The 21490-nt window shown below is 73.4% G+C and carries 19 protein-coding genes; 8 read left to right on the plus strand and 11 right to left on the minus strand.

The window, feature by feature from the left end; all coding sequences use genetic code 11:
• Window positions 1–288 precede the first annotated feature (288 nt).
• Window positions 289–576, plus strand: a complete 288-nt coding sequence (locus WME76_RS27420; protein ID WP_437955230.1) for a hypothetical protein — start codon at window positions 289–291, stop codon at window positions 574–576.
• Window positions 577–610: 34 nt separating this feature from the next.
• Here the strand turns inward: WME76_RS27420 and WME76_RS27425 are convergent, their stop codons facing one another.
• Entirely contained in the window at window positions 611–1684 is a 1074-nt protein-coding gene (locus WME76_RS27425; RefSeq protein ID WP_437955231.1) for an SMP-30/gluconolactonase/LRE family protein, read from the minus strand.
• Window positions 1685–1778: 94 nt separating this feature from the next.
• Complete coding sequence (yedA, locus tag WME76_RS27430; protein WP_437955232.1) at window positions 1779–2987, minus strand: drug/metabolite exporter YedA; 1209 nt, start codon at window positions 2985–2987, stop codon at window positions 1779–1781.
• A gap of 155 nt (window positions 2988–3142) precedes the next feature.
• On the opposite strand from yedA, the gene WME76_RS27435 reads away from it, so the two are divergent.
• The 5 genes from WME76_RS27435 (at window position 3143) to WME76_RS27455 (ending at window position 9987) form a co-directional block, all read left to right on the plus strand.
• A complete protein-coding gene (locus tag WME76_RS27435; protein ID WP_437955233.1) occupies window positions 3143–4591 on the plus strand; it encodes a PLP-dependent aminotransferase family protein in 1449 nt (482 codons plus the stop codon).
• Window positions 4592–4752: 161 nt separating this feature from the next.
• Window positions 4753–6492, plus strand: coding sequence for a hypothetical protein (locus tag WME76_RS27440; RefSeq protein ID WP_437955234.1), 1740 nt, complete (start codon window positions 4753–4755; stop codon window positions 6490–6492).
• Between the two features lie 128 nt (window positions 6493–6620).
• The gene (locus tag WME76_RS27445) at window positions 6621–7061 is read left to right on the plus strand and encodes an Rrf2 family transcriptional regulator (protein ID WP_437955235.1); all 441 of its coding nucleotides are present in this window, start codon (window positions 6621–6623) and stop codon (window positions 7059–7061) included.
• A gap of 226 nt (window positions 7062–7287) precedes the next feature.
• Entirely contained in the window at window positions 7288–7611 is a 324-nt protein-coding gene (gene trxA / locus WME76_RS27450) for a thioredoxin (protein WP_061615647.1), read from the plus strand.
• 402 nt (window positions 7612–8013) lie between these two features.
• Window positions 8014–9987: a serine/threonine protein kinase gene (locus tag WME76_RS27455; protein WP_437955236.1), complete on the plus strand. Its 1974-nt coding sequence runs from the start codon at window positions 8014–8016 to the stop codon at window positions 9985–9987.
• Between the two features lie 153 nt (window positions 9988–10140).
• On the opposite strand, the gene WME76_RS27460 is transcribed toward WME76_RS27455, so the two are convergent.
• The 9 genes from WME76_RS27460 to WME76_RS27500 form a co-directional block, all read right to left on the minus strand.
• Window positions 10141–11475: a hypothetical protein gene (locus WME76_RS27460; protein WP_437955237.1), complete on the minus strand. Its 1335-nt coding sequence runs from the start codon at window positions 11473–11475 to the stop codon at window positions 10141–10143.
• A 121-nt stretch (window positions 11476–11596) separates the two neighbouring features.
• Window positions 11597–13342, minus strand: a complete 1746-nt coding sequence (gene sat, locus WME76_RS27465) for a sulfate adenylyltransferase (protein WP_437955238.1) — start codon at window positions 13340–13342, stop codon at window positions 11597–11599.
• Window positions 13343–13470: 128 nt separating this feature from the next.
• A complete protein-coding gene (locus tag WME76_RS27470; RefSeq protein ID WP_437955239.1) occupies window positions 13471–14040 on the minus strand; it encodes a Mov34/MPN/PAD-1 family protein in 570 nt (189 codons plus the stop codon).
• Window positions 14034–14984, minus strand: a complete 951-nt coding sequence (locus WME76_RS27475; protein ID WP_437955240.1) for a PLP-dependent cysteine synthase family protein — start codon at window positions 14982–14984, stop codon at window positions 14034–14036. The genes WME76_RS27470 and WME76_RS27475 overlap by 7 nt, the downstream gene beginning before the upstream one ends.
• The gene (locus WME76_RS27480) at window positions 14981–15346 is read right to left on the minus strand and encodes a hypothetical protein (RefSeq protein WP_437955241.1); all 366 of its coding nucleotides are present in this window, start codon (window positions 15344–15346) and stop codon (window positions 14981–14983) included. Before WME76_RS27480 ends, WME76_RS27475 begins: the two co-directional genes overlap by 4 nt.
• 1 nt (window position 15347) lies before the next feature.
• Window positions 15348–15626 carry a MoaD/ThiS family protein gene (locus tag WME76_RS27485; protein ID WP_061619088.1) on the minus strand — a complete coding sequence of 93 codons (279 nt, stop codon included), beginning with the start codon at window positions 15624–15626 and terminating at the stop codon, window positions 15348–15350.
• A gap of 2 nt (window positions 15627–15628) precedes the next feature.
• On the minus strand, window positions 15629–16645 hold the full coding sequence (locus WME76_RS27490; RefSeq protein WP_437955242.1) for a ThiF family adenylyltransferase: 1017 nt from the start codon (window positions 16643–16645) through the stop codon (window positions 15629–15631).
• Window positions 16642–17703, minus strand: a complete 1062-nt coding sequence (gene cysK / locus WME76_RS27495) for a cysteine synthase A (RefSeq protein ID WP_437955243.1) — start codon at window positions 17701–17703, stop codon at window positions 16642–16644. The genes WME76_RS27490 and cysK overlap by 4 nt, the downstream gene beginning before the upstream one ends.
• Before the next feature lie 10 nt (window positions 17704–17713).
• Window positions 17714–18193 (minus strand): RrF2 family transcriptional regulator, encoded by a 480-nt coding sequence (locus WME76_RS27500; protein ID WP_437955244.1) that lies wholly within the window; start codon window positions 18191–18193, stop codon window positions 17714–17716.
• 298 nt (window positions 18194–18491) lie between these two features.
• Between WME76_RS27500 and WME76_RS27505 the strand changes: the two genes are divergently transcribed.
• Window positions 18492–20180: an acyl-CoA dehydrogenase family protein gene (locus WME76_RS27505; protein WP_437955245.1), complete on the plus strand. Its 1689-nt coding sequence runs from the start codon at window positions 18492–18494 to the stop codon at window positions 20178–20180.
• Window positions 20181–20675: 495 nt separating this feature from the next.
• Window positions 20676–21482 (plus strand): helix-turn-helix domain-containing protein, encoded by an 807-nt coding sequence (locus WME76_RS27510; RefSeq protein WP_061619089.1) that lies wholly within the window; start codon window positions 20676–20678, stop codon window positions 21480–21482.
• The last annotated feature ends 8 nt before the right edge of the window (window positions 21483–21490 follow it).

Here is a 21490-nt window from a genome sequence, read left to right on the forward strand (position 1 = left end):
CAGACTACCGAGTGAAAAACGACTGCAACAAAATCGACAGCGACCTTGACAGCTAACGCGACGCGTCGCAGTGTCGGGACGACGCGTTTGTGCCCTCCGACGAAGCCGCGAATCCGGCTCCGTTCACTGGCATGGTCGCTCACAGGGCCCCGGGGCTCCAGGTTCACATCGCGTCTCGCCGATTCGCGGGGGCGGGCGACGCCTGAGGCGCTGGGGCCATCGCTCGATTCATCATCTCTGTACGCCCGCGTGCATCGCGGGGGGACATAACGAAGTGGGAGGCAGATCATGAGTGAGACGCAGAGCATCAGCGAGCCGAAGGCCGAGAACAGCGTGAACGGGACCGCCGCGCACGCGGGGCAGGCGGATGCGAGCGCCTCGACGCCGGCGGCCAAGCCGCCCTTCGTCGAGACGCTGCGCGAGCTGGGCACCTCCTGGGCCGAGGTGGCCATCGGGTATGGGCGGATCGCGCTCGAGAACGCCGCGCGCGTGCTCGATCGGACGGCCGGTAAGCTCGGTGAGCTTCAAGGGAAGCTCAAGAAGGGCGACGTGGCCGCCGCCGAAGGCGCCCGCTGAATCCTCGCTCCGGCGCGCCGCCGGGGGGCGCTCATCAGGGCGCTTCCGGCGGCGCGGGGACGGGCGCGCCGCCGATATCCAGCGCAACAGCGTAGATCGAGCCGGCCGCGCCGCCGACGTAAAGGGTCTTCCCATTGAAGCCGGGGCCCGATCCGAACTGCGCATTGGCGACCGAGGTGGGGAAGCTCGCCAGGAGCTCCGGCTCTCCGAGGGCCGCGCCTGTCGCGTCGAGCCGCACGCGGTAGAGCCCCCTGTCCTTGTTATCGATCGTGTACAGGTGACCGCACGTATCGAGGACGAGCCCGTCGAGCACGGCCGAGGCCACCGTGGTCACGAGCGCCGGGCGCGCGGGCTCATCGTCGCGCGCGGCGAGGTCGATCCTGCGGATCTCGCCGGCGGAGGCGTTCGTGTAGAAGACGACCCTGCGCGCCGGGTCGAAGACGATGCCGCTCGGCTGGCTCACCTCGGGCTCGCCGCCCGCGATCTCGTCGACGGTCGCGTCCGGGTTGAGGCGAATCACCCGGTTGCCGGCCGTCTCCGTCGCCCAGACGTTGCCGTCCGCGTCCGCGGACAGGCCGTTCGGCGTCGACAGGCCCTCCACGAAGTCGCTGACCACGCCGATCGTCGAGATCTCGACGACGGCCCCGGCCTCCGGCAGCGCGGCCACGAGGGTCCCGTCGGGCCGGTACCTCAGCCCGAGCACGGCGCCCGGCAGCGACGCGAAGTTCGATGTCTGCCCGGTGGCGTCATAGCGAATGAGGTTCGGCCCCTGCTTGGCGACGATGTGGCCCTGGCCGTTGAACGCGAAGTCCTCGCTGCCGCTGAACACGTCCGTGATCCGCTTCGGCTCGATCGGCCCGGGCGCGAGCTCCGCGCACGCGCCCGTCGGGCCCGCGCCGGCGCCCTCGCCGCCCGCGCTCGCGCTCGTCGTCGCGCCCTCCCCGCCGGCGCCCCCGCCGCCCGCGCTCGAGGCCGTCGTCGCGCCGGCCCCGCCGTCGCCGCCCGACGCCTCGCCGCCCGCCACGTCGCCACCGATGTCGCCGCCGCACGCCGGGGGCGCGCTCGAAAGGAGCAGCGCCCATCCGAGCAGCCGGAAACCTCTCTTCATCTACTCGCCTCCTCGCGCCGCACACTACACGGCGCCCCCCGCATTGCCTACGGCGGACGGCGCGCGACGGCATCGCGCGGAGCAGAGCGGCGCTCTAGTGGCGCGCCCTGGAGACGATGAGGACGCCGGCGCCGATGACCGCCGCGGCCACCCAGGTCGCGGCGGAGGCGCGCTCGCCGCCGAGCAGGACGCCGAGGGCGATCGCGATGATCGGGTTCACGTAGGCGTAGCTCGTCGCGATCGCCGGGCGCGTGTTCCTGAGCAGGTACGTGTACGCGCTGAGGCCCACGATCGAGCCGAACACCACGAGATAGGCGAGCGCGAGGAGCGACCGCGAGGACGGCGCCGCCGCCAGGCGCTCGCCCGCGATCGCGCTGATCCCGAGCATCACCGCGCCGCCGGCGAGCATCTCCGCCGCGACGGCCATCGGCCCCTCGGGCAGCGGCGTCGTCCGGCTGTACAGCGAGCCGAGCGCCCACGCGACCGGGGCCAGCACGATGAGCAGCGCCCCGGCGTGCTCCGCATGGAGGGCGCCCCCGAGGTGGAGCAGCGCCGCGCCCGCGAACCCGATGAGGAGCCCGACCCACTCGCCCCGCGACACCTCCGGCGCGCCGCGCGGGCCGAGCGCGCCGCCGCGCGCGGCCCGCACGGTGGTGAACAGCGCCAGCCAGAGCGGCATCGTGGACACCACGACCGCCGCGACCCCGGAGCTCACCCACTGCTGCGCGACGACGACCAGCCCGTTGCCGGCCACGAGCAGCAGCACGCCGACCCGCGCCGCCGCGCCCCACTGCCGCGGCGTCGGGCGCGGGACGCCGCGCAGCCGCAGCACCCCGTAGAGCAGCGCGCCCGCGGTCGTGAAGCGCACCCCCGCCAGCAGGAACGGCGGCAGCGTCTCGAGCGCGACCGAGACGGCCAGGTACGTCGAGCCCCAGACGAGGTACAGCGCCGCCAGCGAGAGGAGCACGAGCCAGCTCCCCCGCGCCCTCTCGAGCGCCGCCCGCGCCCTCTCGAGCGCCGCCCGCGCCGTCCTCTCCGCCCCGTCGGCCACCGCGATCTGCGCCGGCTCGAGCGCCTCCACCACGAGGAGCCCTCGCCCCGCGCCTCCATAGCTGGCCCCCGCCTCCAGCACCACGTCGTCCGGCGCCCCCTCGCGGGTGACCCAGACCGCGCCGGCGGTGCAGCTCAGGACGAGCGGACCGCCCCGGAGGCGGCGGGTCCACAGGCCGCCTTTCCCCAGCTCGATCCGCGCAGCGCCTCGGACGCGCGCCTGCGCGTCCGGAACAAGTGAGGCCAGTTTCATGTGACGGAGCTTGCGGTCTGGCGGGCGACCGGCACAGAGGCAGTCTTCCGGGCATTGAGGCCGGTACAGTTGCGGAAAGTGGCGACTGTGCTGGTCCTTACGCCTGCCGGCTGTACCGGTACCGCAGGGGTCGCCCGGTTGTACACTCGTCCCTCGTGCAGGCGCCCATCGAGCAGCAGGACGATGCCCACCTCTACGACCGCGTCGCCGCGCACATCGCCGATCTGATCGCGCGCGGCACGCTGCGGCCCGGCGACAGGATCCCCTCGGTGCGGCGGCTGAGCCGGCAGCAGGGGGTCAGCGTCGCGACGGTGCTCCAGGCGTACCTGCAGCTCGAGAACCGCGGCCTCGTCGAGGCGCGCCCGCAGTCGGGGCACTACGTCCGCGCCCGCCGGGTCCTCACGCTCCCGGAGCCGCGGGCCGCGCGCGCCAGCAGCACCGCCACGCGGGTCAGCGTGAAGGCCCTGGTCACGAAGGTGTACCGGGCCACGCGGGATCCGCACATCGTGCCGTTCGGCGCGGCGTGCCCGAGCCCCGAGCTCCTGCCCACCGACAAGCTGAACCGCATCCTCGCCGCGATCGCGCGGGGCGCGGGCGGCGCGGGCGTCTCGTACGACCCGCCGCCGGGCCTGCCGGCGCTGCGGCGGCAGATCGCCCGGCGCTCGGTCGAGTGGGGCGTCGCGCTCGGCGCGGACGACATCGTGACCACGGTCGGCGCCATGGAGGGGCTCCACCTCTGCCTGCGCGCGGTCGCGCGCCGCGGCGACACGGTCGCGCTGGAGTCGCCGGCGTACTACGGGCTCCTCCAGCTCATCGAGAGCCTCGGCATCAAGGCGCTCGAGGTCCCGTCGCACCCCCGCACGGGCATGGACCTCGACGTCCTCGAGGAGATGCTGGGCCGCCACCGCATCAAGGCGTGCCTCGCGATCCCGAACTTCAACAACCCCCTCGGCAGCGCCATGCCCGACGAGGCGAAGGAGCGGCTCGTCGCGATGCTCGCGCGCCGCGAGGTGCCGCTCATCGAGGACGACATCTACGGCGACCTGCACTTCGGCGACGTCCGCCCCCGCCCGGCCAAGGCGTTCGATCGCAAGGGCCTCGTGATGCTCTGCTCGTCGTTCTCGAAGACGATGGCCCCGGGCTACCGGGTCGGCTGGGCGGCCCCCGGCCGCTTCCTCGACGAGGTCGAGCAGCTCAAGTTCGGGCAGAGCGTGGCCTGCGCGACCCTGCCGCAGATGGCGGTCGCCGAGTTCCTCGAGATCGGCGGCTACGACCACCACCTGCGGGCGCTCCGGCGCCGCCTCGCCGGCCAGGTCGCGCGTATGAGCGAGGCGATCGCCGAGCACTTCCCGCCTGGCACCCGGGTCTCCCGCCCCGCGGGCGGATTCGTCCTCTGGGTCGAGCTGCCGCCCGGCACGAGCGCGCTGGACGTGCACGAGCGCGCCCTGGATCACGGCATCAGCGTCGCGCCGGGCCCCATCTTCTCGGCCAAGCACCGGTTCTCGAACTACATCCGGATCAACTGCGGCTATCCGTTCACCGACCTCATCGAGCACGCGGTCCGGACGCTCGGACGGATCTGCGCCGAGGTGGCCGAGGCGTGAAGGGTGCAACGGGCGAGATCGCCGACATGGGCGACATGAGGCCTGCGCGCCGCGCGACCGCCGATGACCGGCGCGCCCTGGCTGCCGTACCCGCCCTGAAGTAGAACCCCGTCTCTCGACAGCGCGCCCCGCCGACGGCGCGCCCCGACGAGCCCACGACCTTGCGTCCCCGACACCCAGCGCCCCGCCCGTCGCCCGCGCCTCCCCCGCCGTCCGCGCCCCGCCCGTCGCCCGCCCGCGCGGCCCGGACGCTCGCGGCCCTGCTGGCCGTCCTGCCCGCCTGCCGCGCCGGGGCGACCGCCGCGCCGGGCGCGCCGGCGACGGAGGTGCTGCGCCCGCTGCCGGATCGCATCGACGGCAGCACCCTGCTCGGCCGGGACGCGCAGCGCGCCGCTCAGGCCGGCGCGGGCCCGCTCCGGGTGGTCGGCGCGGACATGGTGTCCGAGGGCGATCGCCTCGGCGCCTTCGTCGAGGTGCCCGCCGGCGAGTGCATGCTCGCGATGGCGCGCGTCTCGCCGACCATCGGCGACGTCGACCTGTTCGCCTTCGAGGACGACGGCAGCGCCTTCTCCACGGACGAGGCCGCCGACGCGCGCGCCTCCATCCTTGTCTGCCCGCCGCACCCGCGGCGGCTCTACGTGATGGCGCGCGTCATGTCGGGCGCCGGGGCGGTCAGCGTCGGCGTGCAGGGCGTCCCCGAGAAGGCGGCGGACGCCGTCGCCCGCGCCGTCGGCGCGCGGGGCAGGGCCGGCGACGAGAGCGGCCGGCTCGAGTCGTGGCCCGGGCTGGAGGCGAAGGTGAGGGCGCACCGCGGCGCGATCGGCGCGCGCTGGGAGGACGTCCGGCGCGTCGCGCTCCCCGTGGGCTCGCGGACCGCGAGCCGGATCGGCGCCACCCTCGACGGCGGCCGCTGCCTCGACGTGCTCGTCTCGCCGAGCGACGAGGTCGCCTCGCTCGAGGTGGTCGCCGAGGACGAGACCGGCAGGATCGTCGCGCGCGCCCGGGAGCGGGGGCCGGATCGCACGCTGCTCCTCTGCTCGACGGCCTCCATCGAGCTCTCGATCGCGATCCGCTCGCGGGGCACGCAGGGGCTCGTGGCCGTGGTCGTCGGCCGCTCGCAGCCGGGCGCCGAGGCGGAGATCTCCGGGGCCACGCCGATCGAGCGCGCGACCGAGGGCCGCGACCTCGCCGAGGTGAGGGCGGCCCACGGCCGCGCGCTCGCGGGCAGGGGCTACGGCGCGCCGCGCGTCTCGACCGGGACCGCGCGGCTCGGCAGCCGGACGACGCTGCCGGTCGAGCTGCCGGCCGGCTGCGCCCGGATCGACGTGCTCGCCGGCAGGCCGCTCGCCGACGTGCTGGCGGAGCTCTGGAGCGACGACCACGCCCTGCTCGGCCGCGCCCGCGGCGGCGCCCAGGCGACGCTCTTCACCTGCGGCAGCGGCGGCCCTGCCCGGGTCGACGTCGAGTCGATGGCGCAGCCCGGCCCGTTCGCCGTGGAGGTCCGCAAGGAGCTCAAGGCCCCGCCCGCGCTCGTGGCCCACCCGATCGCCGCCGCGAGGCTGCTCGCGCGCATGAGCGCGACAGGCGCCGCCGACGCCGGCGCCGCCGCCGCGGCGCAGGCCGTGGCGCTCGACGCGGCGCGCCTCAAGATCTTCCCGCTGCAGATCCCGCCCAACACGTGCGCCGAGGTCATCGCGGCGCTCGACGCCGAGGGCGCTGGCGTCGACCTGCGGCTCGTCGACACCTCGACGGGGGAGAGCTCGCTCGCCCGCGCGCGCCACGTCGTGTCCGAGAGCCGCTGCGCCGGCCCGGCGGCGGTCCCCGCCTCGATCGAGCTCCGGCTCGCCGCGGGCAAGGGGGAGGCGCTCGTGCTGACCCGCACGTCCGCGCGGACGCCCTGAGCAGGCCCGGGGCGCCCCGCCCGGCGCCTTGACATCGGGCGGCCCGGAGCCCTCAGATTCGACAGGCTCGCTCCTTCACGCGGCCGCGCGTCCCCTCCGTCCCGCAGAGTCCGCCGAGAGGTCCCTTGATGTCCTCGGGTCGTTTCGCCATCGCCACGCACGCGCTCGCGCTGCTCGCGCAGTCCGACGAGAGCTGCGCCAGCGACGCGCTGTCGGCGAGCATCAACACGAACCCGGCGTTCCTGCGGCGCATCCTCGCGCGGCTGTCGCAGGCCGGGCTCATCGAGGCGCGCGAGGGGCGCGCGGGCGGCTACCGGCTCGCGAGGCCGGCGGCGTCGATCCGGCTGAGCGAGGTGTACGCCGCCGTGGAGCCGGAGGGCGCCATCGCGCCGAGCCCGTGCGAGCCGAACGCGCGGTGCCCGATCGGCGCGGGGATCCAGCGGGCGTTCGACGAGGTCGCCGCGGCGGCCAACGAGGGCCTCCTGCGCGGCCTCGCGCACACGACCGTCGCCGACGTCGCGCTCCGGGCGCAGCACCTCGGCCGCCCCGCGCCCGCCAGGGCGGACTGACCGCTCCGGATCTCCGCCCCCGCCGGGCGCTCCTCGTCCCCTGCCCCTCCCCTGCCCCGGGCGTGCCCCGCGAGGCCGCACGCCCGGCGTCCCCCTCCCCTGGCGGAAACTGAAACCGTGTTTATAACAGTTCATGCGAGCGTGGCTGTCGAGCGAGCGCCGGCGTCGAGCCGGCGCGCCGCGGCCAGGGCCGCTCGTTCCCGAGATGAACGGAAAGGACAGCGCCATGGGCAGCAGGAACGTCATTGAGGTCAACGATCTGAACTTCGCTCGAGAGGTCCTGGAGACGGACACACCGGTGCTCGTGGACTTCTCCGCGTCCTGGTGCGCCCCCTGCAAGCGGCTCGCGCCGATCGTCGACGAGATCGCGGAGGAGACGGCGGGCCAGGTCAAGGTGGTGAAGCTCGACGTGGACGAGTCGCCCGCGGCCGCGAAGCGGTTCGAGATCCGGGGTCTGCCGACGGTCGTCGCCTTCCAGAACGGCGAGCCGGTGAAACGCCACATCGGCCTCACGAACAAGAAGACGCTGCTCGCGCTCCTCGGACGCTGAGCACGCCGAGCGCGGCGCGCCCCCGGCGGGCCTGTGCCGTGTGTTGCGGAACACCAGCTCCGCGCTCCGCCGCGTCGTCCTGCGGCCCTCGCGCCCGCGATCGTGCGCCGCGGCGCCGCAGCGCCGGCCTCCCGACATCGCCCTTCATTTCACGCGATTCGCGCGCATTCACCCCGAACGTGCGGTGTTGCGGGCGGCGCCGCATGGCTCGTCCTCTGTCTTCCACGGACGCATCACCCCGTTGACATCACCACCCGATACGAGATCCTTTCGTCAAGGAAGCCCAGCGATCCGCAGCGCTTCTCGCCCCCGCCGGTCGGGAGGTCGGGGGTCGTCACGCGGAGCCCTGCCGGTGTGGGGTTTTGCTGGCACGGCGCGAATGAGCCTGGCTTCCCGAAGGCCATGGCTCTGTTCGACGACGACTTCGAGACGCTCGAGCAGCTCCCCGAGATGCGAAAATCTCGCGGAAAGGGCGGAGATTCGCACGGCCAGAGCCCCACGCCCGTGAACCCGGGCCGCGCCCGGGCGGAGCTCTCGGACATCGCCAGCGACGGCCCCCGCTACGAGGTGCGCGCGCTGCTCGGCGTCGGCGGGATGGGGGAGGTCCACTTCTGCAGGGACCGCCGCATCGGCCGCGACGTCGCCATGAAGGTCATCCGCGCGGAGCACCAGGGCGACACGACGCTCCGCCACCGGTTCATCCGCGAGGCCCGGGTGCAGGGCCAGCTCGAGCACCCGTCGATCGTGCCCGTCTACGACCTCGGCGTGGACGCCAAGGGCTCGGCGTACTTCACGATGAAGCGCCTCCGGGGGCTCACCCTGTCGAGGATCCTGAACGAGCTCCGCGAGGGCGACGCGGCGGCCACGCAGAGCTTCTCGCGCCGCAAGCTGCTCACCGCGTTCTCGTCGGTCTGCATCGCCGTGGACTTCGCGCACTCGCGCGGCGTGCTCCACCGCGACCTCAAGCCCGCGAACATCATGCTCGGCGACTTCGGCGAGGTGTACCTGCTCGACTGGGGCGTCGCCAAGCTCATGGACTCGCCGCTCCAGACGATCGACATGGGCGAGGACCCGATGAGCACGAGGACCATCCCCGGCGACGTGCTCGGGACCCTCGGCTACATGTCGCCGGAGCAGGCGCAGGGGTGCGTCGACACGCTCGACGCGCGCTGCGACGTCTACTCGCTCGGGGCGATCCTCTTCGAGCTGCTCACGCTGAAGCCGCTGCACCCGAAGAAGGATCGCAACGAGATGCTCGACTCGCTCATCCACGGCGCCGACGCGCGGGCGTCGGTGCGCGCGCCCGAGCGCGAGGTGCCGCCGGAGCTCGACGCGATCTGCGTGAAGGCGACGCGGCGCGATCCGGCCGAGCGCTTCCCGTCCGCGCGCGCGCTCTACGAGGCGGTCGAGCGGTTCCTCGACGGCGACAAGGACGTCGAGCTGCGCCGCGGCCTGGCGGCGCGGCACGCGGGGGTGGCCGAGGAGAAGATCGCGAAGGCGCTCGCCGGCGGGAAGGAGGCCGAGGGCGCGCGCAAGGCGCTGCTCAGCGAGGTCGGCCAGGCGCTCGCGCTCGACCCGTCGAACGAGCGCGCGCTGGAGACGCTCCGGCGCGTCCTGACCGAGCCGCCGCGCGAGATGCCGCAGGAGGTGCTCGCCGAGCTCGACGCGGCCGCGGCGGCGCGGCACCGGCTGCAGCTCCACGCGGGCATCCGCGCCGAGCTGCTCGCGACCGCGATCGCGACGCTCGTGGCCGCGGTGTGGCTGGGCATCCGGGAGTGGCAGGTCTTCGGCTTCATCCTGGCGTTCACCGCCCTGGCGGCGCTGATGAAGGGCATCGCCGCGCGCCTCGTCCACCGGCCGTCGGCGGAGTGGTACGCCTACGCCGGGTTCGTGTTCAACGTCCTCAGCTTCCTCTGCATCGGGCGCGGCTTCGGGCCGCTGCTCTTCATGCCGATGCTCCTCGTGATCTTCACGTACGGCAACTCGTTCACCTACCGGAACGCGTACCGCGTCGCCGTGGTCGTGACCGGCTGCGCCGCGGTGCTGGCCGCCGCGTGGATCGAGTACTCGGGCGTCCTGCCTCGCTCGTACGAGTTCACGGGCGGCGCGATGGTCATCCTGCCGCAGGCCGTCGAGCACTCGGAGATCCCGACCATGACGGCGCTGACGCTGACGACCCTGTTCATGCTGGTCGTGCCGGCGTTCATGATGGGCCAGCACCAGCACGCGCTGCGCGACGCGGAGCGGCGCGCCTTCCTGCAGGCCTGGCAGCTCCGCCAGCTCCTGCCGGAGCGCGCTCAGTCGGACGCCGTGGCCAGCCCCAACTCGGAGCCTGTCCCCGACCGCCGCCCGCGCAGCCGCCGCACGCCCGCGTGAGTGGGATCCGGATAAAGAAAGAGAAATTAACCACAGAGGCACAGAGGGCACAGAGGAGAGAGAAGAAGAGAAAATGATTTAATTGATTCTCTTCTCTCCCCTCTGTGCCCTCTGTGCCTCTGGGGTTCCAATCTCTCTTCTCTCCCGCCGTCGTCAGTCCATCGGCCAGACCGCGAGCGCCCAGACGGGCGAGTTGCCGCGCGCGGCGACGCGGAGGGCGGCGCTCTCCTCGAGATCGGAGCAGAAGGCGACGCCGGCGCCCTCGCTGCGGTCGCCGGCGTCGTCGCGCGCGGCGCGGTCGCCCAGCTCGGCGGAGATCCGGAGCGCGCGCAGCTCGCCGCGGACGAGCGCCGCCGCCGCGAAGTAGCAGCGGCCCGGCTCGATCTGGACCGGGACGAGCGTGTCGCCCTGCGTGCCGACGGCCTCGGCGATCGGCTGGGCGCGGGGCGCGGGCGCATGGCGGCGGTGGAGCGCGGCGGCCAGGTTGCCCCGGGCGCGCGCGCCGAAGTGCCCGGGTACGTAGGGGGGCAACGACCACTGCGCGTCCGACAGCACGACCTTCACCGGGCCCGCGGCCCCGAGGAAAGGGACCTCCACGACCCCGGGCTCGCCGAGGCAGAAATCGAGCCGCGCGTCAGGCGCGTCGGACCGGTCGCGATCGAGAAGCCGCCCCGTGCCCGCCTCCCGCGCCTCCGCGTCGATGTCGGTCGCGCGGCGCACCGTGGCGCTCGGCACCTCGGCCATCAGGTCGACGCGATGGCAGCCCTCGGAGAGCTTGACCGAGAACTGCCCCGTCCCGACCACCGAGGCGCGCAGGTCCGTCGGCACGACGCGCAGCGCCCCGTCCGCGCGCGCCCGGCGCGCCGCCCGCCCGACCCGGGCGTCGAGCGGCCCGGGCTCCGCCGGCCGCCCCGGGTCGCCGCGCGGCGCGACAGGCCCGAACGCCCGCTCCGGCAAGATCGACGCGACGCGGTCCGGCACCCCGCTCGACGCCGCGACGACGACGTCGAGGGCGCCGCGCGACGAGAGCATGTCGACCGTCACGCGCCGCAGCTCCTCGCGCGCGGGCCCGCACCGCGTGATCATCGCGGCGCCAGCGGCGCTCTGGACGCGGCGCTCGTCGTCGGGATCCCGGCCGCGCAGCCGGCCGACGAGGCCCTCGAGGGCGGAGGCGTCGCCCGGGGCGAGCTCGGGCTCCACCGTGAACTCCACGATGCGGGGCGCGAGGAACGCCACCGTGAGGCACTCGTCCGCCTTCACGCGGCCCGCGCCGGGATCGCGGGCCGCGCCCGCGGCGCCGGCCCGACCGCCCGCGCCGGCGGCAGCGCCAGCCGCGCCAGCCGGCGGCGGGGAGATCGCGATCAGCCTGGAGCGGCCGTGCTCGACGAAGAGAGGGGGAAGGCGCGCGACCCGCGCGCCGGAGAGCGACCATATCCGCGCGACGCGGGCGGCGTCGTCGCTGAGGTCCGCGCGCGCCGGCCCCCCCACGGAGAGCCCGGCGAGCGCGGTCAGCAGCGAGAGGACCGCGGCGCGCGCCGCGCGCGCCGTCCCCGGCGCCGCGCGGCCCCGATCGACGGCGCCGCGCGCCGCGGCCGTCAGGCCGGGACGGTCACTTCGAGCTGCGCATCGCCTCGATGAGGATGCTCGCGACCTCCGGGCGGGAGAACTCCGGCGGCGGCAGCTCGCCGCGCTGGAGCAGCTCGCGCACCTTCGTGCCCGACAGGTTGACCTGCGTCGACGCGTCGCCCGGCGCCGTCTTGGCCGTGGCCATCGCGCCGACCACCGTCGAGTAGAACGCGTTCTCGAAGTTGAGCGTGGTGATGCCGAGCTCGCCGGGGCTGAACACATTGAAGAGCTCCTGCGCGTCGTACGTGCCGTAGTAGCTTCCCACGCCGGCGTGATCGCGCCCCACGATGAAGTGCGAGCAGCCGTAGTTCTTGCGCGCGAGCGCGTGGAAGATCGCCTCGCGCGGGCCCGCGTAGCGCATCGCCGCCGGGTAGATCGAGAGGAGCACGCGGTCCTTCACATAGTACTTCGCGATGAGCTCCTCGTAGCACCGCATCCGCACGTCCGCCGGGATGTCGTCCGACTTGGTCGCGCCGACGAGCGGGTGGATCATCAGGCCGTCGCAGATCTCCAGCGCCGTCTTGGTGATGTACTCGTGCGCCCGGTGGATCGGGTTGCGGGTCTGGAAGCCCACGATGCGGCGCCACCCCTTCTCGGCGAAGTACGCCCGCGTCACCGCCGGGTCCCGGTGGTACGCCGGGAACGGCGACTCGACCGGCCGCTCGAGCACGCGGATCTCGCCGCCGACGTACACGGGGCCCGTGCCCATCAGGTACGCGACACCAGGGTGCTTCGTCTCGGTCGTCCGGAAGACCTCCTGCGCCTCGAGCTCCTTGTTCGGCCGCCACTTGTCGCTCAGCTCGATGACCGCCACGATGCGGCCGTCGCGCGCGCGGAGCGCCGCCTCGCCGCCCACGCGGAGCCCCTCGGCCGCCTGCTCCGAGACGGCGAGCGTGATCGGCATCGACCACGGCAGGCCGTTCTCGAGCCGCATCTCGCGCACGACGCGCAGGTAGTCCTTCGAGTTCATGAAGCCGCGCAGCGGCGAGAACGCGCCGACCGCGATCATCTCGACGTCGCTCTCCGTGCGCTCGTCGAGCTCGATGACCGGCAGCCCCTTCGCCCGCTCCGCGAGCGCCGCCTTCTCCGCGCCCTCGGCCCACCGGTTCACGAGCTCGCCGCCGTGCGGCGCGATGAGCCCGCGGGCCCCGCCCGCCGCCGCCCCCGCGGCCGCGGCGCCGGACACCGCCACGGCGGCGCCGCGGCGCGGGACGTACCCGAGCTCCTCGAGCTTCGCGAGGATCTTCGCGAGGCTCTCCTCCTTGGTCTCCTTGTCGGTGTGGACGACGACCTCGGGGTTCTCGGGCGCCTCGTACGGGTCGTCGATGCCCGTGAAGTTCTTGATCTCGCCCGCGAGCGCCTTCTTGTAGAGCCCCTTCGCGTCCCGCTCGGTGAGCACCGGGATCGTGCAGGAACAGTACACCTCGACGAAATGCGGCGTCTGCGCCCGCTGCTCGTCACGGATCGCCTTGTACGGGCTGATCGCGGCGGTCATCGCGCACGCGCCCGAACGGGCGATCAGCTTCGCCACGTATCCGATCCGCCGGATGTTCGTATCGCGGTCCTCCTTGGAGAACCCGAGGCCCTTCGAGAGGTTCGTGCGCACCTCGTCGCCGTCGAGCACCTCCACATGGACGGAGCGGGCGCGGAGCTCGGCCGAGAGCATCGCCGCGAGCGTGCTCTTGCCTGCGCCGCTCAAACCGGTGAACCAGACAACAAAACCTGACATTTAGGCAACTCCTTCGATGATCAAGTGACGACTACGGACTCGGCCTCTCGGGCCTCGGGGTGCAGAGCCCCTGCAAGCGGATGCGGGCGGCGCGGGGCGGCGGAAGCGCGGGCCCCGGCGCGGTGAGATCAATCGACGACGGAGAACGTCGACGCGACGAACGCGGCGCCGTCCCACACGAAGAGGCGGTGCTCGGCGACGCGGGGCGCCGCGTCGGGGCGCCCCTCGTCGGCGCCGCCGCGCACGCTGGTGACCAGGAACGCGAGCGGGAACGCCGGGCCGGGCCCCATCACGATCTGGCCCCCCTCCTCGGCCGGCGGCTCGCCGCCGCTCATCATGGCGGCGTCGGTCGGGCTGAAGTAGGCGCCGGCGTCGAGGTGCGAGTGATAGAGCACCTTGACGGGGCGCCCCTCCGCGGCGCCCTTCTCGACGGCGTCGGAGAAGCGCTTGCCGTTGAAGTCGAAGAACGTCCGCGCCGTCCGGAAGTACCGCTCCGGGTCGACGGCGTGGAGCTTGTTCGCGATGTTCTCCATCCGGACGTGCTCGTCGCAGAGCAGCGGCTCGCCCTCGGGCCCCCTCAGGTAGCCGCAGGCCTCCTCGTCGCGCGCGTAGCCGGCGAGCGCCTCGGCCTCGACGGCCTTGAGCACGCTGGCCTTGAGGACGACCCCGCCGGCGGTCCACGGGTGAGACATCACCATACGTAACGCTTCTCCCATTTCATGGGCGCAAAATAGCGGTCGCCCCGGTCCGGGACAATCGCGACGACGCACCCGCCCTGCTGTTCGCGGTGCAGGCGCTTCGCGATCTCGAAGGCCGCGAAGACGGCCGCGCCGCCGGAGTGCCCCACGTGCAGCGCCTCCTCGCGCGCGAGGCGATCGGACATGTCCCAGCCGTCCTCCGTCGTGATCCGCATCGTCTCGTGGTAGGCGGCCTCGTCGTGGATCGCGGGGACCAGGGAGCTCGGCAGGTGCTTGAGCCCCTCCAGCCCGTGGAGCGCGTCCGCGGGCTCGACCGCGACGCAGCGGATCGGCCGGTGGTGCTCCCGGAGCCGGCGGCTCGTCCCGACGATGGTGCCGCTCGTGCCGATCCCGGCCACGAAGTGCGTGATCCGGTCGCCGACCGCGTCGAGGATCTCCCGCGCCGTGCCGTGGTAGTGGGCGAGCGGGTTGTCCTCGTTCGAGTACTGGTCCGGGTAGAAGTACCTCTCCGGGTTCTCCTCGACCAGCTTGCGCACGAGGCGGATCGCGCCGTCGGAGCCCTCCATCGGGTCGCTGAAGATGAGCTCCGTGCCGAACGCGCGCGCGATGTCCTTGCGCGCCTTGGACACGTTCGACGGCATGACGAGCGCGATCTTGAAGCCCATCGCCGCGCCGAAGAGCGAGTACGCGACGCCGGTGTTGCCGCTCGTCGAGTCGATCAGCGTCTTCTGGCTCGTCAGGCGGCCGTCGGCCGCCGCGCGGCTCATCATCCGTAGCGCGGCGCGGTCCTTCACCGAGCCGCCGGGGTTCGTGAACTCGAGCTTGGCGTACACCTCGACCGAGGGCGTCTCGCGGCCGATCCGCGAGAGGCGCACGAGCGGGGTGTCACCCACGGCGTCGATGACCGACGCCATCCGGCGGGAACGGACGAGCGAGTGCCTCACCTGCCGTCCTCCAACGTGCTCTTCGGCAACGTGCTCTTGGGCGTCGTGCTCCCGGGCCGCGCGCTGCTCAGGCCGAGCGCGGCGCGCATCTCGGCGAGCGCCGCCCGCGCCCCGGCCAGGACCGCGCGCGCGGCGGGCGACGTCACGAGGTCGGCCGGCGCGAGCGCGTCGAGATCGATCGCGCCCGCCGCGACCGCACCGAACCCGGCGCCGCGCGCGTAGCGCTCCGCCACCTCGTGCGCGAGCGGCGGGGCGCCGCCGCCGCCGCCGAGCACGCGCGCCGTCGCCGCCCCGAGCCTCGCCTGCCCCTGTGGACCGATCTCCGCGAGCAGCACCTGGCGGAGATAGCGCGGGTCGTCCACCTCAGCCCCCGGCGATCGCGGGGACGATCGCGATCTGATCGCCGCCCTTCACCGGCGTCTTCAGCCCGTCGAGGAAGCGGATGTCCTCGTCGCCGACGAAGATGTTCACGAAGCGCCGCACGCCCTTCTCGTCGAGGAGTCGGTCGCGGATGCCCGGGTAGCTCTTCTCGAGGTTCTCGATGAGCTCGCCGACGGTGCCGCCGGCGGCTTTGACCTCGTCCTCCCCGCCGGTGAGGGTGCGGAGCGGGGTCGGGATGCGGACGGTCGCGGTGTCAGCCATGGTCATTGCTCTCCAGTGTTGAGGTGGGTCGGGGAGCCGCCTTCGCGGCTCCTTGCAACGTGGGTCGGGGATCCACTTTCGAGGTCCCCATCAACGTGAGTCCGGGAGTCGACGTGGGTCGGGGAGCCGCTGTCGCGCTCGCCTTCAACGTGGGTCGGCGAGCCGCTGTCGCGCTCGTCGTCAACGTGGGTCGGCGAGTCGCTGTCGCGCTCGTCGTCAACGTGGGTCGGCGAGTCGCTGTCGCGCTCGCCTTCAACGTGGGTCGGCGAGCCGCTGTCGAGATCACTCGCGCACGCGTTCACGTAACGCGAGGCGTCGATCGTCGAGATCGCGGCGCGCTCGCCGCACAGGGCGCAGGTCGACCGCGCGGCGACAGGGACGCTCCGCAGCGTGTCCGAGAGGCCGTCGAAGGTCGCGATCCGACCGAAGACCGAGCCGTCGCCCGCCAGGATCGCGAGCGCCCGGTCCGCCGCGAGCGCGCCGGCGACGCCGCACACCGGGCCCGCCACCCCGGCCGTCGCGCAGTCCGGCGCGTCCCCGGTCGGCAGGTCCTCGAACAGGCAGCGGTAACAAGGCCCCCCGTCCGCCGAGACCGCCATCACCGTCGCGCGCCACCGCACCGCGGCCGCGTGCACCACCGGGGTCCTGGTGAGGCGGCACACGTCGGCGATCAGGAACCGCGACGCGAAGTTGTCGGTCGCGTCGACCACGACCGAGACGCCCGGCAGCAGGGCCGCCGCCGCGCTCGGCGTGAAGCGGCCGCTCCTGCGATCCACGCGGAGCCGCGGGGAGCGGCGGCGCAGCGCCTCGGCGAAGGCCTCGAGCTTCGGGCGGCCGACGTCGCCGTCGTCGAACAGGATCTGCCGGTGCAGGTTGGTGATCTCGACCTGGTCGTCGTCGACGACCCGGAGGTCGCGGACGCCCCCCGCGGCGAGCGCGATCGCGGCGGGCCCGCCGATCCCCCCCGCGCCGACGAGGAGCACGCACCCGCGGACCGTCTCGCCGTCGCCGCCGCTCATCGGAAGTACTCGTCGAGGCTGAAGTACCGCTCGCCCGTGTCGCAGAGGACGGTCACGACGTTCGCGTCCGGGCCGAGCTCGCGCGCGACGTCGAGCGCCACGCGCACCGCGGCGCCGGCGCTGATGCCGACGAGCAGCCCCTCCTGCCGGGCGAGCGCCGCCTTCGTCTCGTACGCGGCGCGATCGCTCACCGTCCGCACCTCGTCGACCACCTTCCGGTCGTAGTTCTCGGGCACGAACCCGGCCGCGAGCCCCTGGATCTTCGTGGGCCCGCGCTCGCCGCGCGAGATCGTCGCGCACGACTCGGGCTCGACCGCGATGACCCGCGTCCCGGGGCGCACCCGCTTGAGCACGCGCCCGACGCCGCTCACCGACCCGCCCGTCCCCACGCCGGCGACGAACGCGTCGATCGTCAGCGACTGCCGGGGACCGGGCCGCGAGGGCGCGTCGTCGAGGCCGGCCATCGCGTGCAGGATCTCCCGCGCCGTGGTCTCCGCGTGGACGCGCGGGTTGTCCGGGTTGTCGAACTGTCCGAGGATGACCGCCCCCGGGATCTCGGCCGCGAGCGCGCGCGCCTTCGCGATGGCGCCCTCCATCTGCTCCTCGGGCTCGGTCAGCACGACCTCCGCGCCGTAGGCCTCGAGGAGCTGCCGCCGCTCGAGGCTCATGCTCGCCGGCATCGTCAGGATGCACCGGTAGCCCTTGGCCGCGCACACGATCGCGAGCCCGATCCCGGTGTTGCCCGACGTCGGCTCGATGACCACGCCGCCGCGCCCGGCGCCGAGCAGCCCGCGCTCCTCGGCGCCCTCGATCATCGCGAGGCAGATGCGGTCCTTCAGCGAGCCGCCCGGGTTCTGCTGCTCGGCCTTGCCGAAGACGCGCCCGCGGGGCGTCGCCGCGTCGACGCGGCGGATCTCGTAGAGCGGCGTGTCGCCCACGAGGTCGAGCACGCTGTCGACGACGCGCGGGTGCGACGGCAGCGGCGGGAGCTTTGCCGCGTCCTCCGCGGGTGCGCGGGGGACGCCGGTGGACGGGGCGGCTCGGTCGGGGCTTGTCATGGTCGTCGGCTCAGATCACGTAGGTCGACCGCTCGGGCCGCCCCTTGCGGCGCACGCCGAGCTCGACGCCGCGCTCGCAGACGTCGGCGATCGACACCGAGTCGAAGCAGCGCTCGATCGCGGTCGCGAGATCGTGGAACACCGCGGTGGGCGGGTCGAGCGGCGAGCCCTCGGGGCTGCCGTCGTCGTCCGGCGCGAGCACCGCGACCGGCCCCTCCAGCGCGCGGACCACGTCGCCCAGGCTGATCTCGCTCGCGGGCCGCGCGAGGTGGTAGCCGCCGCGCGGCCCCCGCTTCGAGCTGATGAGCCCGGCCTTCTTCAGATCCTGGAAGATCTGCTCGAGGAAGCGCGCCGGGATGACCTCCCGCTCCGAGATCTCGCGGATCTGGGTCGGCCGCCCGTCATTGTGGAAGGCGATATCGAACAATGCGCGCACACCGTAGCGACCCTTGTTCGAGAGCTTCACCGCCAGCGATATGCATTGGTGCATCGGAGAAGTCAAGAACAGCCGGACAGGCGACCACCTGTGCCTCTCTCCGTGCGACAAGGCACCCGGATAGCGCACAGTAGCCGGCGATCGCAGCGAAATTGACAGCAGAGGTTCACCGATCGCTGCGTCACCGCGACGCGGCTTCGGCTTCCTGTTGAACCGGGTGGGACGGGTTCAGTAGCTTCGAGTTTATCGAGGCTGCGAGTCGCCGCGCGTGCCCGCATGGGCGCGCGGAACGCGGGCGACGCGAACACCCCGCGTCGCCCGGGCTGCGGCGCACCAACCCAGGAGTCGGCCGGTGGCTTTCTATCAAGACCCCCCCACGCTCGGGAACCAGTACGACGACGACCGCGTGCTGCGGTCCTACCTCGCGCGCGTGCTGCCGCGCGAGGTGGCCGCGTCGATAACGCCCTCGCTGCACGAGATGGGCGAGCTCGCGGGCGGCCACCTCTACCGCCTTCAGCTCGCGGATCGCCCGAACGAGCCGAAGCTCACGCCGTGGGACGCCTGGGGCCAGCGCGTCGACCACGTCGAGGTGACGCAGCTCTGGAAGGAGGCGGCCCGCATCGCCTGCGAGCGCGGGGTCGTCGCCGCGGCGTACGAGCGGGCGCACGGCGCCTTCTCCCGGGTCCACCAGTTCGCGCTCGCGTACCTCTTCGATCCGTCCAGCGACGTGTACACGTGCCCGCTCGCGATGACCGACGGCGCCGCGCGCACGCTGCTCGCGAGCGGCAACCGCGCGCTGATCGACCGCGCCGTCCCCCGGCTGACGAGCCGCGACCCCGCGCGGGCGTGGACGTCGGGGCAGTGGATGACGGAGCGGACCGGCGGCTCGGACGTGGGGCGGACCGAGACCGTGGCGCGGCCCGGGCCGGACGGGGCCTACCGGCTCCACGGGACGAAGTGGTTCGCCTCGTCCGCCACGTCCGAGATGGCGCTCGCGCTCGCGCGCCCCGAGGGCAACCCGGAGGGCAGCCGCGGGCTCGCGCTGTTCTACGTGGAGCTCGCGGGCGACGAGGGGCGCCGCGAGGGCATCCGGATCAACCGGCTGAAGGACAAGCTCGGCACCCGGAAGCTCCCGACCGCCGAGATCGCGCTCGAGGGCGCCCTGGCGACGCCGGTCGCCGGGCTCGTGAACGGGGTCCGGGCGATCGCGCCGATGCTCAACGTCACGCGCACATGGAACGCCGTGAGCGCCGTCGCGGCGATGCGCCGGGGGCTCGCGCTGGCGCGCTCCTACGCCCAGCGCCGGGTCCAGTTCGGCTCGTCGCTCGCCGAGAAGCCGCTGCACATGGACACGCTCGCCGAGCTCCAGGCCGAGTTCGAGGGCGCCTTCCACCTGACCTTCCGCGCGATCGAGCTGCTCGGGCGCGAGGAGACGGGCTCGCTCACCGAATCGGAGGCGAAGCTCCTGCGGCTGATCATCCCGATCACGAAGCTCACGACCGCGAAGCAGGCGGTGTCGGTGCTGAGCGAGGTGCTCGAGGCGTTCGGCGGGGCCGGCTACGTGGAGGACACGGGGCTGCCGCGGCTGCTCCGGGACGCGCAGGTGCTCCCGATCTGGGAGGGCACGACGAACGTGCTGTCGCTCGACGCGCTGCGGGTGATCCAGAAGGACAGCTCGCTCGACGTGCTCGCGGCCGAGGTGGCGCGGCTCCTCACCGGCGTCGTCGAGCCGAAGCTCGCCGAGGCCGAGACGGCCGCGTCGCGCGCTGTGTCGCACGCCCGCGCGTGGATCAAGGAGATGGGCGCCACCGACCGCGACGGCCTCGAGGCGGGCGCCCGCCGGGTGGCGATCACCCTGGGCCGGGCGCTGGAGCTCGCGCTCCTCGTGCGGCACGCGGCGTGGGCCATGGACCGCGAGCGCAGCCGGACCGCGCTGGCCGCGGCGGTCCAGTTCGCGCGCAACGGCGTGGACCTCATCCGCGACCACGACGCCGACACGATCCAGGCCCTCGCCGAGACGCGGCAGCGGCTCGCTACCTGAACAGACAGCGCTCAGATACTGAACAGCGCCCCCGTGGGGCCGGCGCTTCGCCGGCCCGAGCGCCGCCCTGCCGGCCCTGTCCGGAGGGGCCGATGATTTTTCCGTGAGGTTCGCTCGTTCTAAGCCAACAGAATAAATGATTGTTTTCAGATAGTTGCGGATGGAGTTCCGCTCCGACACCGGACGGGTTTTGTCCTATCGGCGCGCGAAGGCACTAGACGGAACTAGCTGAACGGGCATACAGTAATACGTAGCTGCGGTGCTGAACGCGTGCCCGACGGGGTGACGTGCGGGCGGTCCTGTCTCTCGAGTCCATCGGGGCCGGGGCCCGCCGGCCCGACCTCCCCGGCCGGGTGAGATCCGCCTGCGGGCGCCGGTGCCGGCGCCGGTGAGGGACTCCGTCCGCCTCGTGGACGGATCGGGCTCGCGTGGCCCCGGGCACGCGTGCGGCGCGCGGCGGTGGTGAGCGCACACGACGAGCTGCGAAGGGGCGAGATGAAGACGCAATACACGCTGCTATCCGGCGAGACGGTCGAGTTCGCGACGCCGACCGGCGAGCTCGGGACGTTCCTGTGCCGGGTGATGGCGGCGGCCAAGGACCCGTCGGTGTCCGAGGCCGAGCTGACCGATCTCGTCCTCGGCCCGGAGAACCCGCTGCTGGACAGGACCTCGGTCGCGGGCCGGAGCGTCGCGACGGCGGACGTGTACCGCGATCCGGCGTTCCACGTGATGCTCGACTGCGTGGCGCGCAAGCGGCTGCCGCTCGACGCGGCGGTGACCACGCCGCGGACGCGCTACACGGTGACGGTGCCGGAGGCGGCGCAGCAGCTCGGGATCTCGGAGAGCGCCGTGCGCCAGGCGATCTACGCGGGGCGGCTGCGCGCGAGCAAGGAAGGGGGCACCTACTACCTCGACCCGCACTCGGTCGCGAGCTACCGGGTGAGCAAGCGCGGGCCGCGGCGGCAAGACCAGGAGGCCAAGGGGCCGCCCGGGGGCATGCTCGACGCGCGCATCGGCTCGGGCCCGGACGCGAGCTTCCGGGTGAAGCACAGCCGCGACGACTTCGAGCTGACGGAGAAGCGCGGGCCGGAATGGACGGGGATGATCCCGTCGGGGTGGCGGCGGATCGCCGTGCTCGGCACGTCGAAGGAGCTCTCGCGCTACTGGGAGATCGAGCCCGCCGAGGGCGAGAGCGTCCTGCATTTCGAGGGGTTCTACCTGCGCGGCGGCTTCCGCATCGTCGAGACCGTGAGCACCACGCAGCGGGCCGTGGCGGCGTTCAAGGCGTTCCAGCCGCGGTGAGGCGCCGG

It is taken from the genome of Sorangium sp. So ce119, assembly GCF_051524405.1.
Taxonomy (GTDB): Bacteria; Myxococcota_A; Polyangia; order Polyangiales; family Polyangiaceae; genus Sorangium; species Sorangium cellulosum_G.

What these genes read in the sequence shown, in the direction of transcription:
- WME76_RS27420 (WP_437955230.1), top strand. Translation starts at nt 289, where the DNA reads ATGAGTGAGACGCAGAGCATCAGCGAGCCGAAGGCCGAGAACAGCGTG.
- WME76_RS27425 (WP_437955231.1), bottom strand. Translation starts at nt 1,684, where the DNA reads ATGAAGAGAGGTTTCCGGCTGCTCGGATGGGCGCTGCTCCTTTCGAGC.
- yedA (WP_437955232.1), bottom strand. Translation starts at nt 2,987, where the DNA reads ATGAAACTGGCCTCACTTGTTCCGGACGCGCAGGCGCGCGTCCGAGGC.
- WME76_RS27445 (WP_437955235.1), top strand. Translation starts at nt 6,621, where the DNA reads ATGTCCTCGGGTCGTTTCGCCATCGCCACGCACGCGCTCGCGCTGCTC.
- trxA (WP_061615647.1), top strand. Translation starts at nt 7,288, where the DNA reads ATGGGCAGCAGGAACGTCATTGAGGTCAACGATCTGAACTTCGCTCGA.
- WME76_RS27455 (WP_437955236.1), top strand. Translation starts at nt 8,014, where the DNA reads ATGGCTCTGTTCGACGACGACTTCGAGACGCTCGAGCAGCTCCCCGAG.
- sat (WP_437955238.1), bottom strand. Translation starts at nt 13,342, where the DNA reads ATGTCAGGTTTTGTTGTCTGGTTCACCGGTTTGAGCGGCGCAGGCAAG.
- WME76_RS27470 (WP_437955239.1), bottom strand. Translation starts at nt 14,040, where the DNA reads ATGGTGATGTCTCACCCGTGGACCGCCGGCGGGGTCGTCCTCAAGGCC.
- WME76_RS27485 (WP_061619088.1), bottom strand. Translation starts at nt 15,626, where the DNA reads ATGGCTGACACCGCGACCGTCCGCATCCCGACCCCGCTCCGCACCCTC.
- WME76_RS27490 (WP_437955242.1), bottom strand. Translation starts at nt 16,645, where the DNA reads ATGAGCGGCGGCGACGGCGAGACGGTCCGCGGGTGCGTGCTCCTCGTC.
- cysK (WP_437955243.1), bottom strand. Translation starts at nt 17,703, where the DNA reads ATGACAAGCCCCGACCGAGCCGCCCCGTCCACCGGCGTCCCCCGCGCA.
- WME76_RS27500 (WP_437955244.1), bottom strand. Translation starts at nt 18,193, where the DNA reads ATGCACCAATGCATATCGCTGGCGGTGAAGCTCTCGAACAAGGGTCGC.
- WME76_RS27510 (WP_061619089.1), top strand. Translation starts at nt 20,676, where the DNA reads ATGAAGACGCAATACACGCTGCTATCCGGCGAGACGGTCGAGTTCGCG.